The sequence below is a fragment of the Providencia sp. wls1943 genome (assembly GCF_009706275.1).
GTDB classification, from domain to species: Bacteria; Pseudomonadota; Gammaproteobacteria; order Enterobacterales; family Enterobacteriaceae; genus Providencia; species Providencia zhijiangensis.
Window position 1 is genome coordinate 134,573 of record NZ_WLTU01000007.1, and the last position, 16,144, is coordinate 150,716.

A 16,144-nucleotide genomic window follows, 5' to 3' on the forward strand; every position below is an offset into this window, starting at 1 on the left:
TGAGCTTCTAAACTTGATAGTTATCGCCAATTTAATTAATCATCCGCGGCACTAATAGGGCATACAAAGCCATCAGGTTTAATCGCTAATAAATCGCATTTTAGCTTATCAATAACATGTTCCGCCGTATTTCCTAAGAACGCAGCAGAAAGCCCAGTACGACCTAATATGCCGAGTACCACGACACCCGCATGTAGTTCCTCACACATGTCAGGAATGATTTTTTCAGGTAGCCCTTCACGAACATGGGTGTATTTCTCATCAATTGCAAACTTTTGCCGTAGGCTTTTCATGGCTATCAGATGCTGGCCGCGTAGGGCATTGTTATACAAGCTTGGGTCAAAATCAGGAAGTTCAATGGCAATGTTCATTGGCGCAATGGGGTAAGCGCTGACTAAATGAATTTCCTGCTCTTTAATGATCCTTCGAGCGAGATCTTGGGTTTTCTCAACCAACTTGATATTTAGGTCATCATGGTAAGATTCTTCATTAGAAAGATTCACCGCAACCACCACTGAGCCGTGATCTGGCCAAACTTTATCTTTTACCATCCAAACAGGACATGGGCATTTTCTTAATAAATGCCAGTCTAATGGGGTAAAAATGATGGATTCTAAGTTGTCAGTTTGGTGTGCCATTTTCAGTAGTAGGTCATGTTGACCGCTAATTACTTCCTGAATGATGGCTTCATAAGGCTTGTTGTGCCAAATGACTTTAATTTCTATCTCAATACCCGCTTCTAAATAAAAATGGGCTTGTTGCTTGATCCACGCGGCTTTTTGGCTGATCACTCCTTTGCGCATTGCATTGCGTTCCTCAGGAGAAAGCAGGGTAGTCATGTCATAAGATAGGTCATAGATAGGCAGGAAGGCTTTTATCCGTCCGCCATTACGCTGTACGATATAAACTGCACGCCTTAATGCCGGTTGATCATCCTGATTTGGGTCGATTGCAACTAAAAGATTTTTATAGTTAGCCATGCTGACATCCTCTCAATAAACGGATAGTTCCATCACTCTAAACTATGTTATTGGGGATAAATACGCAAGAAATGTGATTAAAAAGTAACAACGGATCACAAAGTTTGTGACCCGTTTATAGGAATATTAGCAAGAAACGGGGGATACTTTACCAGCGATATCAGTTAGTTTTGCCATATCGTCGATGGTAATATATTTACCTTTAACGCTGAGCATACCGCTTTTTTGGAAGCGACCTAACAGACGGCTAATTGTCTCAACGGTTAAGCCAAGGTAATTACCAATATCACCACGAGTCATGGTGAGTCTGAATTCTCTTGGTGAGAAGCCACGCTCAGCAAAACGATGAGATAGATTAAGAATAAATGCAGCTAAACGCTCTTCCGCATTTTTCTTAGATAATAAGAGGATCATTTCTTGGTCCCCTTTAATTTCACCGCTCATCAGGCGCATAATTTGTTGGCGCAGGTTAGGCATTTTGCCAGATAAATCGTCCAGCGTTTCAAATGGAATTTCACAAACCATTGAAGTTTCTAGCGCTTGAGCAAAACTTGGGTGCTGTGTATGAATAATGGCATCAAAACCAACGAGGTCGCCCGCTAAGTGGAAACCTGTGATTTGCTCATCGCCTTCTTCAGTAATCGTGTAGCTTTTAATTGTGCCAGAGCGAATAGCGTATAAAGAACGTAATTCATCGCCTGCTTTAAATAAAGCTTGGCCTTTTTGAATAGGTTTTTTACGTTCGATAATATTATCGAGTTGATCCAGTTCGTGTTCATTCAGTGTAAAAGGAATGCACAACTGACTAATACTGCAATCCTGGCAATGAATAGCACAACCACCAGACTGGATGCGACGAACAACTCTTTTTTCTGGGATCATATTAAATGCTCAATCAGGTTAAAATTATTGATATGAGTCAATTTTAGCATAAGATAATTGAACAGGTAAGGGCTATATAAGACAGAAACGAGTTATTAAATAAAAAAGCAAAGAATGCTAAATTTACTAATCTAATAGATTCAGCAGATCATGCTAATTTACAGGATATTAGCAATTGAATAATTTGAACTATATTAAATACATAAATTTAATATATAAAAAGAGGGATAAAAAACATAGTAAAAACATGTTTTATTTTACATAGTTTATTAGCATTAAATTAACACAAGAATAAACAGAAAAATATCATTTTTTCCTATTAACCTATAAGAAGAGGTCATAATGAGTAACAATTTGATGTCGTTGCCCCCATTAATGACAGCTGTCGACATTATTGATCCAAGTGTTTCGGATGAACTGCAGCTAATAGAGATTCCGCTCCCTAAACTCCTTCCTGGCCATTTAATCGTTAAAGTAGAAGCGGCAGGTGTTAACCGCCCTGATATTTTTCAACGTAAAGGATCATACCCACCACCGCCAGATGCATCGCCAATCATGGGACTTGAGGTATCGGGTACCGTTGTTGCTAAAGCCGATGATGTGGCGCAATGGACGATAGGTGACCGTATTTGTGCGCTTGTGGCAGGTGGTGGTTACGCCGAGTACTGCCTAGTGCACCAAGATATCGCTTTGCCATTAGGAAATTTATCCTTTGAAGAAGGGGCGGCTATCCCAGAGAACTTTTTTACTGTTTGGGCGAATATGTTCCAGATTGGGCAGTTGAAACAAGGGGAAACGGTACTTATTCATGGGGGTACCTCGGGTATTGGTAGTACTGCTATCCAGCTCGCAAAAGCATTTGGTGCCAAGGTGATAACGACGGTTGGCTCAGAAGATAAAGCGATAGCAGCGAAATCACTCGGTGCGGATTGTGTGATTAATTACCGAACAGACGATTTTGTGAAAGTCACTCAGGAATATACAAATCATCATGGTGTGAATATGGTCGTTGATATTATTGGCGGTGATTATGTCAGCAAAAATTACGTGGTAGCCGCAAAATTTGGACGGATCATCCAAATTGGCATGATGAAAGGAAACCCAACTCAGCTGAACATGATGCCATTGATGGTAAAACGTTTAATTCATACAGGATCAACAATGCGCTCTCGAAGTAATGAAGAGAAAGCGCAAATCGCTAAAGAGCTGCATCAGCAAGTTTGGGGAATGCTACAGAGCGGTAAGATAAAGCCGATTATTAACAAAATATACACATTATGTCAGGTGGAAAGCGCACATCACCATATGGAATCAGGGGATTTGATTGGTAAAATTATTTTAGTAAACAGTTAGCTACGAATTAACTATTTTTTAATGTTTATATTATTAGATAATAATTACGTATGTTATTATTTTTTATTTATAACAAATAATTTACATTATCAAGTCTTTTAAGCGTAAATATCTCTTTACAGATAATTAATTTTTGAATTTTTGTGTCTGTCCACAAATCCGAACAAAATTAAGATGAGTTTGTTAATGTTTTAATGAAGATGAATTATATCTATAGGCAAGTTGGCTCATTAACGGCTTGTCTACTACTGAATATAGGTTAAGGATATAAGTCTAGTCATATCATTAACAAGTTGTCATTCGACACAGACATCCCCCCGTTATTGCACTTTCCAATGATAATAAGTTGAGTAACTTAATGCAGCTGGTGCCAGCCAGCTGTAGTTTGAAGGTGTAGTGATAATGAATAATTTTAAAAATAAAAACATGAACGTCGATGCATTGTTCCTCGGACCTAAATCTGAAAATGCGGTATTTTTTAGAGAAATGATGGAATACGCAGTGACTGAGCATATGCATTGGCGTTCTGGTTATCATCCCGAAGATCCCGATTTAATTACTACCGTCGATAGATATGCACCGGAATATCGGGATACGTTATATCGCACTGAAGGTATCCTTAATCAGCTTTCCTCGAAATTGAAAACTACGTCAGTGCCTTGGTTTTCACCGCGTTACATGGGGCATATGAACGCGGATACGCTGATGATCTCCAATCTCGCGTATGTCATGGCAATGATGTACAACCCAAATAACTGCGCACAAGAATCTTCGCCAACGACGACGGTATTAGAAATCGAAGCGGGGTTAGATTTATGCGGTATGTTTGGATATGACGTACAAAAATCTTGGGGGCACATTACCTCTGGTGGCACAGTGGCTAACTATGAAGGGTTATGGGTCGCGAGAAACATTAAAACCTTACCTTTAGCCATGGCATCCCATCCTCAAGCCAAACAACTTTTAACGGATATTTCAGAGACCGCATTACTGAATATGCGAACTAGTGATGTACTGGATCTGATTGATGAGTTGAAAAAGCAAGGATTGTTTGAAGAGATCCGTAATCTGACTTGCCGAGGAACTGGTGTTGAACAAGGTAAACTCGGTAAATTATTAGTGCCGCAATCCAAGCATTATTCGTGGATGAAAGCGATGGATATCTTAGGGTTAGGGCAGCAAAATATTGTTCAACTTCCCGTGGATAAACGTTATCGCACGGATGTTTCGCAAATGCGTGACATTGTTTTCTCACTGATTGAAAAGGGCGAGCCTATTCTTGCAGTGGTGGCTGTTGTCGGGACCACTGAAACAGGTGCTATTGATAACGTCGCTGAAGTCATCAAATTACGCGAAGAATGTGAACAACGCTTTGGCGTTTCATTCTATGTGCATATTGATGCTGCGTATGCAGGTTATGCCTGTGCGATGTTCCGTGATGAAAACAATCAATTCCTTGAATATGATGCACTTATTGAACGTTACCATAACGAAGGTGTTTTCCCGTCAGATATCGTTTGGCCAAAGCTCGATGTTTATCAAAGCTTCCGCGCTTTAAACCAAGCTGATTCCATTACAGTCGATCCGCATAAAGTCGGTTTTATCCCTTATGCAGCTGGGGCGATTTGCATGAAGGACAAACGCATTGTCGATTTGATTTCCTATCATGCAGCCTATGTGTTTGAAGAAGTGAAAGAAAGTAGCCGTAAAACCGATAAACAACAGAATGTATTACTGGGTTCATCGATTATGGAAGGCTCAAAAGCAGGTGCGACGGCAGCGGCAGTATGGGCTGCACATCGGTTAGTTCCGCTGAACTTATTGGGGTATGGCAAAGTCATCGCAGCAGGGGTTACAACTGCTAATTGGATGATTGAGAAAATCAATGCCAGCGAGCCGTTTACCATTGATGGGCGTGAGTTTACGTTGGCGGCGATGCCTGCACCGGATTTCCACATGATCAACTTTATGTTCAGGGAGACGGGCAATACCTCATTAGAGAAGCAAAACCAGTTAAATAAACGTTTGTATGAACTTTGCTCTTATGCGGCAGGACGTACTTATGCAAATGACTTTTTAACCTCGTCTACATCACTAACCCATGAAGAATACGGTGATAATCCTCAGAATCTGTGTCTAGAGGCGAATTTCAAGGAAGAGGAATGGCATAAAGTCCACTCAATTTATGTATTAAGGGCCGCAATTATGACCCATTGCCTGCGTGATAAACAGCACTTCGAAAGCTACTGGAATGAATTAAGAAACATCTTTGAAGACAAACTACAACAGCTCATTGATGAAGAAAATAAACGTAATCATTCCATTCAAAAAGTTAGTGTTTAATTAATTTTGTTAGGATCTCAATATGAAAAATCGCACACTTGGTAGTGTTTTTATTGTTGCAGGTACTACGATCGGCGCTGGAATGTTGGCGATGCCAATTGCAGCGGGAAGTAACGGGTTTTCAGTGAGTTTAGTGATGTTGTTTGGGTTGTGGGCGCTAATGTGCTACACCGCATTATTGTTGGTTGAGGTTTACCAACATGAATCTCATGAAACGGGGATAGGTAGTGTTGCTCAGCGCTATTTAGGCTCTGGAGGGAAGTTCATTACTGGTTTCAGTATGATGTTTTTAATGTATGCCTTAACCGCCGCGTATGTGACAGGCGCAGGGCAAATTATTACTTCAAACCTGAAAGGCAGTTTTGCCATTGAAATGGCAGATTGGATGGGGATTGTCATCTTTACCATTATCGGTGGTGGGGTGGTTTGCTTTGGTACCTCGTCCGTCGATTTTATTAACCGCATCTTATTTACTGCCAAGATTGTGTTTTTAGTGATCATTCTTGCGATGATGTTCCCGCATGTTGAACAAGTGAACTTGCTCTCTTCACCAACAGAAAAAATCCTGATCCTCGCAGCTATCCCTGTCTTCTTTACATCATTTGGTTTCCACGGAAGTGTACCAAGTGTCGTGAAATATATGGGCGGTGATGTCAAAAAACTGCGAATTATCTTTATCTTAGGAAGTGCGATTCCGTTAGTTGCCTATATTTTATGGCAAATCGCTACGCTGGGCAGCATTGGTACAAGTACCTTTGTGGGGATTTTAGCTGAAAACTCAGGGTTAAATGGATTGCTTGAAGCCATTAAAGCAGTTGCGCAGTCAGGTAAAACTGAACTCGTCGCTCAAATGTTTATGAGCTTAGCATTAGCCACATCATTCCTTGGGGTTGCGTTAGGCTTGTTTGACTTCTTAGCAGACTTGTTTAAGCGCCAGGATAACGCTTCAGGGCGTATTCAAACGGGGTTAATTACCTTTTTACCACCGCTGGTTTTTGCCTTGTTTTATCCGAAAGGCTTCGTGATGGCATTAGGCTATGCGGCAATAGCGCTGTCTATCTTAGCGTTATTACTGCCAAGTGCGATGGCTCTGAAATCACGAGATGTTAACCCTCGTAAGTATCAAGTACTCGGTGGCAAGCCTGCATTATTGATTGTATTCCTGTGTGGTATTGCGGTTATTGGTATCCAGCTCGGTATTGTTTTCAAAGTTCTGCCTGATATTGGCTAACACTAACGAGTTATTGTTTTGATTTAGAAAGCCAGTTCTCTCGCAGAACTGGCTTTTTTCATTTACGAAGCTCACTAAAAACACTTTTTGTACGCGAAGACGCCAATTTTTTCGTTATCATAATGATAATGGTTATCATTAGCACGTAATGATAAAAACAGATATATCTAATTCTGGCATTATTCAGAAAACCGATTATGATATTAGATATATCGGTTTTTAATTTTTGCACATTCACTGAGAGATCAAATGGACAATCCAAAAACCCTCGATACATGTCTATGCGAGGGTAAAAGTGTTCGGCGCATGTTTAATCCAAAACAACTGCGTATTTATATTTTGCATTTACTCGTAGATGGTGCGAATTATGGTTATGAACTGATAAAAAAAATTAGTGAAGGAACGGCTGGATTTTATTGTCCAAGCCCTGGCGTGATTTATCCGACACTGACATTGTTGGAAGAGGTGGGTTTTATTTCAACCAGTAAAGAAACAGGCAAAGGGCGTAAATGCTTTGCCATTACGCCGGAAGGTCGCTGTTTTTTACTATTAAAGGCAGAAATTCTTGCTGAAGTGAAAATGAAGCTAAATTATGCACAAGAACTGAAAGCCGGAAATCAATTTGCCAATGAAATTGAGTTAGCGGTTGATAAATTCAAGTCATTACTCAGACACAAAATTGTTTTACAACAGTTATCGAAACAAGAATCCGCCCAAGTGGTCAACATTATCAATCAAGCTGTGAAGCGCATTGAACAAGTGAATGCGGCGCTATTAATTTCAGAAGAGAACGTAGTAGAAGGAAAATAACATGGCAAAAACCCGTCATATTATCCAAGTTAAAGAGCAAATTCATATGAAAGAAACCATGCAGCCAGAACAAGTGATGCAGCCGGAAGAAAATAAGCAAATTGAGCCAAAAGAAAAACCGGCAGATTCTGCGCCGAAGAGTAAGATGAAATTTAAAGAGGTAGTTTGCCCAAGTGTGCCGATGTCATACTTTAAGCGAGCAAAAAAACAGAAATATTAAGTTGAGTTTCATGTAACACAGAGTGGCAAAACAGTTATTCATAAAATGAGAGTAAATAGGGTGATTGGTCTCCATTTCACCGATAAAAATTTGCGTTACTTTATTAATAATTATTTTGTCACGGTATTATTTTGTCATTGAAGTAATGAAAAAGCCCCTAGTGCGCGTTGGCAGCTAGGGGCTTTATTATTTTAGATCTCGAGCATAGTTTGAATTCGCTTCATTTCCTCAATCCACTGCTGCTGAAGTAAAGGCTTCTGATGTGCAACTTTACGTTGTTTATCGGCTGCCAACTTTTCCTCCAATTCCAACAGTTGTTCAAGAAGGTCATCTTCATGAGAATGAGCAATGGCCTCGGGTATATTTTCAGAAATCAAACGGGTCTGATTCTTTTCTAATTCGTCCTCTGATAAGGCTGATTGGCTCTCTATCTTTAGGTAAATTTCCTCAAGACTCAGATACTTCTCCAAGCGATTATTGTGAATATACCAATAACGCTGGCAACTATTCTCAATTAACCATTTATCATGGCTAACCACCAATAGCGCCCCTTCGAATTGGGATATTTGCTCACTCAATGCTTCCTTACCTTCAAGGTCAAGGTGGTTTGTTGGTTCATCCAGCAAAATTAACGCGTATTGCGCCAAACTGAGCCCAATAAATAACAAACGCGCGCGTTCGCCACCACTTAACGTTGCCACTTTTTGCTGATGGCGAGAATAGACAAAACCTGCACTGATCAGCGCCATTTTTCGTTGTTCATCGGTGAGAGGGGCAAAATGCCGCAATGCATCGATTAAACTATCGTGATCATTCAATTGTTCTAACTGCTGATCGTAATAACCCACTGAAATCGTTGGATGAAACTTTAACTGAGTTTCATAACGCAAATCCGCGAGGTATTGCTGCCAAATCAAACGCAATAACGTGGATTTTCCGCAACCATTGGCGCCCATAATGGCAATTCGGTCACCGCTTTTCACTTGCGAAAAGGGGATTGAAAACAGAAATTGTCCGTCCGGCGTGGTGACTTGAGTATTATCCAACTCAAGCACTCGATCGGCAGGAATCGCTTTGCCGTTCAGCAACAATTGCCATTGATAGCCTTCAGTGAGGTCTGTTTGATCCTCTTTTAAACGATCTATTTGCTTTTCCATCTGCTTCGCTTTTCGGGCAAGCCCTTCATTATCATAAACTTTACCCCAAATGGCTAACCGCTTGGCACTTGAAGCAATACGGTCAATTTCCTTTTGCTCGGCGTTAAAGCGATGCTCATCGGCGCGGTCGGTTTCTGCTAATGCTTGGCGTGCTTGGCTGCATGGAAGCCGATAAAAATGCAGAGTTTTATCTCGTAAAATCCACGTACTGTTTGTCACCTTATCCAACAAGGATTGGTCATGAGAAACCAACACAAAGCTACCTTTCCAGCTTTGAAGGAAATTCCCTAACCAAATAAGGGTAGGTAAATCCAGATGGTTACTCGGTTCATCTAACAACAATAAATCAGGCTGGCTGATTAACGCGCGTCCTAACAGTAAACGCGTATGCTGACCCCCACTAATGGCATTTGCTGATTGCTCCCACTGATGAGGTGCAAATCCCAATTCCGTTAATAGCACTTCTGCTCGCCAACGTTCGGAAAGATGTTCTTGTGTAGGCAGTTTTTGCAGTAGCGCATTTATCAAGGTTAACGGGGCGACTTCCGCAGGAAGATGCTGCTCGATATATGCCGTAACACAATGATTAGCATAGGTAATTTGCCCGCTATTTGGTGATAACTGGGAAGTTAACAGCTTTAATAAGGTACTTTTGCCGCTACCATTGTGGCCAATCAGACCAATACGGTCACCTTGCAGTAAAGTGAAGCTGATATCAGACAGTAATGAGGTGGTGGATGTATCGTAGTTTAATGATTTTACAGATAATAATGTGCTCATAGCTTACTCAAATTCTAGGCGTAAAAACGCCGGGTATCGTCGATACGACAACCCAGTAAGCTGAGAAAAGACTCTTTAGCTGCTTTGCTCAGGCAGGGTTATCGCAGTGTAACACTGTGAAAGCCTGAGCTCTGGCGATTACCAAAGAAGTGTGAGTATTCAATAAGATCACACAACAGCATAAGATTAGCCTCCTTTTTTATTGTCAATATTTCGGTTGAACAATGCGGGGATGATAGCAAAGAGAAGGATTTTAGAGCAATAGCAGCCATTCATTTTGTTTATCTGTTGTTGTGGATTATTGCTATGAATCATTGGTTATAAATCATTCTTATAATGGCGTTGCGTTGATGAATAAAACTGCTGAGTGTTAGGGTTTAGCGCCATCGATGGTTAAAATTGAGCCTCAAACAACAAGAGAGATAATAATGGATATACAAATTAGAACGGCAACCCGTGAAGATGCCCCGTTGATTTTAGAGATGATTATTGAGTTAGCCGTCTATGAAAAAGCGCGTCATGAAGTAAAAGCCAGTGTTGCTGATATTGAAAACTCATTGTTCGCACCAGATTCCAAAACCGAAGCGTTACTGTGTTACGTTGACGGTAAACCGGCGGGTTATGCCGTATTTTTTACCAGTTATTCAACATGGTTAGGCAATAATGGGATTTATTTAGAAGATTTGTACGTTTCACCCGAGTGCCGTGGGGCGGGGGCAGGGAAAAAACTCCTCAAGCACATTGCCAAATTGGCTTTTGAACGTCAGTGCCAGCGCTTAGAGTGGAGCGTATTAGATTGGAATCAGCCAGCCATTGATTTTTACCAAAGCATCGGAGCACAACCACAAGACGAATGGGTACGATATCGTATGGATGCTGAAACAATTGCGAAGTTTGCCAATTAATTTGCTAGCAAAGCGATATTAACTGCTAGAAAAACATTAACGCTTAAATAATATTTTCATTACCAAACCAAAGCCTGCAAATAACGTTGCTGGCTTTATTGTTACTTTTTTATATTCCTATCTACACTTGAAATAATCCCTTTTTTCGAGTGGATGACTTTTTTGTGATATATAGCGACTTAACCTAAGCTAAATTCTGATAAAGTTATAATAAATAATAAGATAGCCTCATGAAATGGCTGTTATATAGACTTTGTCTGTTATAAAAATAATAAAAAAATAAAATGTAGATGATATTTATTTCAAGAGAAAACAGTTTTGTAATGTGACTAATTAATTTAATTAACGACCAAAAACAACTGTGGTTCACTAATTTATTCAATGAATAGAGAAGGGATGGTATGAAAATAAATAAGCGCAAAGTATCGTTTTATCTTATTTTGATTCTGGCAATTATGGCGGCCGGATATTATTACTGGAGCCAAAATTCGAGTAGTCTTCCTGAAGGGTTCGCACAAAGTAATGGCAGAATTGAAGCCACTGAGATAGATATTGCGACTAAAACAGCGGGACGAATCGATACCATCCTTGTCAAAGAAGGGGATTTTGTCCAACAAGGGCAAGAACTCGCCCGTATGGATACCCGCGCCTTACAGGAACAACTTCATGAAGTACAAGCTCAGTTACGCCAAGCCATTAGTGCGGTTGCCACGGCAGAATCAGGGTTAGTACAGCGCAAAAGTGAAAAGCTGGCGGCTCAAGCCGTAGTCCGTCAACGTGAAGCTGAGTTAGATGCCGCGCAAAAACGGTTAAATCGTTCTCGTGTTTTGGTTAAAACTAAAGCGGTCTCTCAACAGCAAGTGGATGATGATACAGCACAAATGCAAGGCTCGAAGGCTGCACTTGAAGCTTCAAAGGCCCAAGTTGCTGCATCCACCGCTGCCATTGACTCTGCACAAGCGGGGATTGTCCAAGCGAAAAACCGCGTAGAAGCTGCAACGGCCACAGAAAGACGCATTACGGCTGATTTAGAAGACAGTATTCTAAAAGCACCACGTAATGGCCGTATTCAATATCGAGTTGCAGAGCCCGGTGAAGTTCTAGGTGCGGGTGGGCGCGTGCTGAATATGGTTGATTTAAGTGATGTGTATATGACCTTTTTCTTGCCAACAGAACAAGCTGGTAAGGTTGCTCTTGGAAGCGAAGTTCATATTATTCTCGATGCCGCCCCGAATATTGTGATCCCAGCCAAAACCTCATTCGTTGCTAGTGTTGCACAATTTACGCCTAAAACAGTGGAAACTCAAAATGAACGTTTGAAATTAATGTTCCGTGTTCGTGCGCGTATTTCCCATGAATTACTGGAAAAACACCTTGAATATGTCAAAACAGGTTTACCTGGAAAAGCGTACGTTCGTTTAGATGCACAAGCCGCATGGCCAACCGATCTTGAGGTGAGATTACCAGAATGACCGATAAATTGATGGATGATGTGATTGTTGATTTACAGCATGTCAGCCAACATTACGGTGATAACTGTGCGTTGGATGACATCACTCTCGCAATTCCTGCTCGAAAAATGGTGGGGTTGATTGGCCCCGATGGCGTGGGCAAATCAAGCTTAATGTCACTGATTGCAGGCGCCCGTGTGATCCAGCAGGGGCAAGTCAATGTACTCAATGGCGATATGCATAACAGCGACCATCGTCGCAATGTCTGCCCCAAAATTGCCTATATGCCTCAAGGATTAGGGAAAAACCTTTACCATACGCTTTCCGTGTACGAGAACGTGGATTTTTTCGGCAGATTATTTGGGCAATCCAACGAAGAGCGTGCGTATCGCATTCAGGATCTTCTTGAAAGTACGGGGCTTGCCCCCTTTAAAGACCGACCTGCAGGGAAGTTATCGGGCGGGATGAAGCAAAAGCTAGGGTTATGTTGTGCGCTAATTCATGACCCAGATTTATTGATTCTTGATGAACCGACAACGGGGGTTGATCCCTTATCTCGAGCGCAGTTTTGGGATCTTATTGACCGTATTCGAGAACGCCAAACCAATATGAGCGTGCTGGTGGCCACGGCCTATATGGAAGAAGCGGAGCGTTTTGATTGGTTGGTGGCTATGGATGACGGCAAGGTGATGGCTACTGGGCATGCTTCTGAATTAAAAGCCCAAACGGGTTGTGATGACCTTGAAGCTGCTTTTATCGCGTTGTTACCTGAAGAAAAACGCGCTGGTCACCAAAAAGTGGTAATCCCGCCTCGAGATACACGAGATGATGATGTTATCGCTATCGAAGCTCAGGACTTAACCATGCGTTTCGGTAATTTTGTGGCGGTGGATCATGTGAACTTTAAAATTCCGAAGGGGGAGATTTTTGGCTTTTTAGGTTCCAATGGGTGCGGTAAATCCACCACCATGAAAATGTTAACAGGCTTATTACAAGCCAGCGAAGGGCAAGCGTGGCTGTTTGGGCAAGAGATTGACCCAAAAGACATTGAAACCCGCAAGCGCGTCGGGTATATGTCCCAAGCGTTCTCTCTGTACAGCGAATTAAGTGTTCAGCAAAACCTTGAATTACACGCCAAGCTATTCCACATTCCCGAAGATAAAATTAACCAGCGCATTGATGAAATGTGCCAGCGTTTTGACTTGGACGATGTGCGAGAAACACTCCCTGATGACCTGCCGCTAGGGATACGCCAACGCCTCTCTTTGGCTGTGGCGGTTATCCACCAGCCGGAAATGCTGATCCTTGATGAACCAACTTCCGGGGTTGATCCCGTCGCGCGGGATATGTTCTGGAACTTAATGGTCGACCTTTCAAGACGTGACGGCGTCACTATTTTTATCTCCACCCACTTTATGAATGAAGCGGAACGCTGCGACCGTATCTCATTGATGCATGCGGGCAAAGTACTGGATTGCGATACGCCAGAAAACCTGATTAAAAAGCGCGGGTTAGACACTTTAGAAGCCACGTTTATTGCCTACTTACAGGATGCGGTTGGCGATAAAGATACAGGCAAAGAGACTGCCCCTGAATTTCATGTGGATGCAAAACTGAAAGAGCAAGCGGCGGAAGCACTCAAAAAACGCTTCAGTTTACGACGCTTATTTAGTTATAGCATTCGTGAAGGGATGGAGTTACGGCGCGATCCCGTGCGTTCCACATTGGCGTTATTAGGAACGGTGATTTTGATGTTCATCATGGGATATGGGATCAGCATGGACGTGGAAAATCTACGTTTTGCTGTACTCGACCGAGATCAAACCGGCTTAAGCCAAGGTTATACGCTGAATTTGGCGGGTTCTCGCTACTTTATTGAACAGCCTCCATTGCGGGATTATGAGCAGCTCGAATCAGGGATGCGTAGTGGGAAAATAACCGTAGCCATAGAAATTCCGCCTAATTTTGCCCGTGATATAGCCAAGGGCAATAACGTTAAACTGGGGGTGTGGATAGACGGCGCGATGCCAAACCGAGCAGAAACAGTGCGTGGATATGTGCAAGCGATGCATTTAGCATGGTTAAGCACGATGGCGGCGCGTCAGCCAGCAGGTGTTGCAGGAATTCCGGCTATTGATATCGAAACACGCTATCGTTATAACCCGGATGTTCGTAGCTTACCGGCGATTGTTCCCGCCGTTATTCCTCTATTATTAATGATGATCCCTGCGATGCTCAGCGCGCTCAGTGTAGTGCGTGAAAAAGAGTTGGGCTCAATTATTAACCTTTATGTCACCCCGATCACCAAATTAGAATTCCTGCTCGGTAAACAACTGCCTTATATTGTTTTAGGGATGTTCAACTTTGTTTTACTTTGCATTTTATCTGTCTATGTTTTTGGTGTGGAATTTAAAGGCAGTTTCTTGTCGTTGAGCTTAGCTGCATTTTTATATATCACCATTGCAACCGGAATGGGGCTGCTGATTTCCTGCTTTATGAAAAGCCAAATTGCAGCCATTTTCGGAACCTCAATTATTACCTTGATCCCCGCAACTCAATTTTCCGGCATGATTGACCCTGTTTCTTCCTTGGAAGGGATTGGTCGCTGGGTAGGGCAAATTTACCCAACATCCCACTTTTTGACCATTACACGGGGAACCTTCTCTAAAGGGCTTAATTTCTTTGATTTACAAGCCTCATTTATCCCGCTAGCCATCACGATCCCGATTGTGATTGGCTTGAGTGTTTATTTCCTGAAAAAGCAGGAGGCATAGGGGTGTTCCGTAAAATACAGAATATTTTTAACTTGGGCGTGAAAGAGTTACGAAGCTTAGGGCGTGATAAGGCAATGCTGGCGCTGATTGTGTTTGCGTTCACTGTCTCGATTTATTCCTCTGCAACAGTGACGCCGGGCTCGCTGCATAATGCCCCGATAGCCATTGCTGATCAGGATAAATCCCAGCTTTCAAATCGTATTATTAATAGTTTCTATGAACCGTATTTCTTGCCGCCAGCGGATATTGTGCCGAATGAAATAGATGGCTTACTGGACAGAGGCGCTTATACATTTGCAATTGATATTCCCCCTAACTTTCAACGGGATGTACTTGCAGGGCGTCACCCTCAATTGCAAGTTAATATCGATGCAACACGCATGAGTCAGGCCTTTTTGGGTAATAGCTATATCCAAAATATTACCTTAGGAGAAGTGAACGAATTTCTGGCGAAATACCGTAGCCAAGGGCGTTTACCCGTCGATCTGGAAGTGCGTATGCGGTTCAACCCAAACTTAACGCAGTCTTGGTTTGGTTCGGTGATGGCTATCATTAACAACATTACAATGTTATCGATTGTTCTAACTGGTGCAGCGCTGATACGGGAACGTGAGCATGGTACCGTCGAGCACTTAATGGTGATGCCGTTAACGCCTTTTGAAATCATGATGTCAAAGATTTGGTCGATGGGATTAGTGGTACTGATTGCCTCGGCAGTCTCACTATTGCTGGTGGTGAAAACCTTGCTGCAAGTACCGATTGAAGGGTCGATTCTACTGTTTATGTGTGGGGTTGCACTCAGCCTGTTTGCCACCACATCGATTGGTATTTTTATGGGGACGATTGCGCGCTCAATGCCTCAATTTGGGCTATTGATGATCTTAGTGTTATTACCATTAAACATGCTCTCAGGGGGGATGACTGCCCGTGAAAGCATGCCGCAATTGGTGCAAGACATCATGCTAACCATGCCGACAACACACTTTGTTAGCCTGGCACAAGCTATTTTATATCGTGGTGCAGGATTCCAAATTGTATGGCCACAGTTTGTTATTTTAGTGGTCATTGGTAGCGTATTTTTCAGCTTCGCATTAATGCGCTTTCGCAAAACCATCGCTACGATGGCATAGTTTTTATTGCATTAGATCGTATCAAATCACATCGCGTTATTTTTCACAAAACGCTTGCGGATTTTATCGGCAAGCGTTCTAATGTTGCACCTATAAAATGCTATGCCTATCAATTTTTAATTAATGAT

General features: G+C 42.1%; 12 protein-coding genes. 9 read left to right on the plus strand and 3 right to left on the minus strand.

The features are described 5' to 3' along the window. Window positions 1-35: 35 nt before the first annotated feature. Together uspE and GKR48_RS02735 are read right to left on the minus strand one after the other, a co-directional pair. Complete coding sequence (uspE, locus tag GKR48_RS02730) at window positions 36-980, minus strand: universal stress protein UspE (protein ID WP_132495897.1); 945 nt, start codon at window positions 978-980, stop codon at window positions 36-38. Window positions 981-1,106: 126 nt separating this feature from the next. Further along, a complete protein-coding gene (locus GKR48_RS02735) occupies window positions 1,107-1,862 on the minus strand; it encodes an FNR family transcription factor (protein WP_006659880.1) in 756 nt (251 codons plus the stop codon). Window positions 1,863-2,204: 342 nt separating this feature from the next. On the opposite strand from GKR48_RS02735, the gene GKR48_RS02740 reads away from it, so the two are divergent. From GKR48_RS02740 to GKR48_RS02760, 5 genes are all read left to right on the plus strand, one after another. Then, window positions 2,205-3,215, plus strand: coding sequence for an NAD(P)H-quinone oxidoreductase (locus tag GKR48_RS02740; RefSeq protein WP_195848217.1), 1,011 nt, complete (start codon window positions 2,205-2,207; stop codon window positions 3,213-3,215). A gap of 402 nt (window positions 3,216-3,617) precedes the next feature. Beyond that, window positions 3,618-5,558: a pyridoxal phosphate-dependent decarboxylase family protein gene (locus GKR48_RS02745; protein WP_154626824.1), complete on the plus strand. Its 1,941-nt coding sequence runs from the start codon at window positions 3,618-3,620 to the stop codon at window positions 5,556-5,558. An 82-nt stretch (window positions 5,559-5,640) separates the two neighbouring features. Beyond that, a complete protein-coding gene (tyrP, locus tag GKR48_RS02750) occupies window positions 5,641-6,789 on the plus strand; it encodes a tyrosine transporter TyrP (protein WP_272521034.1) in 1,149 nt (382 codons plus the stop codon). 306 nt (window positions 6,790-7,095) lie between these two features. Then, complete coding sequence (locus tag GKR48_RS02755) at window positions 7,096-7,599, plus strand: PadR family transcriptional regulator (protein ID WP_272521002.1); 504 nt, start codon at window positions 7,096-7,098, stop codon at window positions 7,597-7,599. Between the two features lies 1 nt (window position 7,600). Further along, a complete protein-coding gene (locus GKR48_RS02760) occupies window positions 7,601-7,819 on the plus strand; it encodes a DEAD/DEAH box helicase (RefSeq protein WP_154626830.1) in 219 nt (72 codons plus the stop codon). Between the two features lie 191 nt (window positions 7,820-8,010). Here the strand turns inward: GKR48_RS02760 and GKR48_RS02765 are convergent, their stop codons facing one another. After that, window positions 8,011-9,756, minus strand: coding sequence for an ABC-F family ATP-binding cassette domain-containing protein (locus GKR48_RS02765; RefSeq protein ID WP_154626832.1), 1,746 nt, complete (start codon window positions 9,754-9,756; stop codon window positions 8,011-8,013). Window positions 9,757-10,184: 428 nt separating this feature from the next. On the opposite strand from GKR48_RS02765, the gene GKR48_RS02770 reads away from it, so the two are divergent. The 4 genes from GKR48_RS02770 to GKR48_RS02785 all read left to right on the plus strand — a co-directional run bounded on the left by GKR48_RS02770 (window position 10,185) and on the right by GKR48_RS02785 (window position 16,016). After that, window positions 10,185-10,661 (plus strand): GNAT family N-acetyltransferase, encoded by a 477-nt coding sequence (locus GKR48_RS02770; protein WP_132495902.1) that lies wholly within the window; start codon window positions 10,185-10,187, stop codon window positions 10,659-10,661. Between the two features lie 401 nt (window positions 10,662-11,062). Next, window positions 11,063-12,133, plus strand: a complete 1,071-nt coding sequence (locus GKR48_RS02775) for an HlyD family secretion protein (protein WP_154626834.1) — start codon at window positions 11,063-11,065, stop codon at window positions 12,131-12,133. Next, window positions 12,130-14,886: a ribosome-associated ATPase/putative transporter RbbA gene (gene rbbA, locus GKR48_RS02780; protein WP_154626836.1), complete on the plus strand. Its 2,757-nt coding sequence runs from the start codon at window positions 12,130-12,132 to the stop codon at window positions 14,884-14,886. Before GKR48_RS02775 ends, rbbA begins: the two co-directional genes overlap by 4 nt. Window positions 14,887-14,888: 2 nt before the next feature. Further along, entirely contained in the window at window positions 14,889-16,016 is a 1,128-nt protein-coding gene (locus GKR48_RS02785) for an ABC transporter permease (RefSeq protein ID WP_272520997.1), read from the plus strand. The last annotated feature ends 128 nt before the right edge of the window (window positions 16,017-16,144 follow it).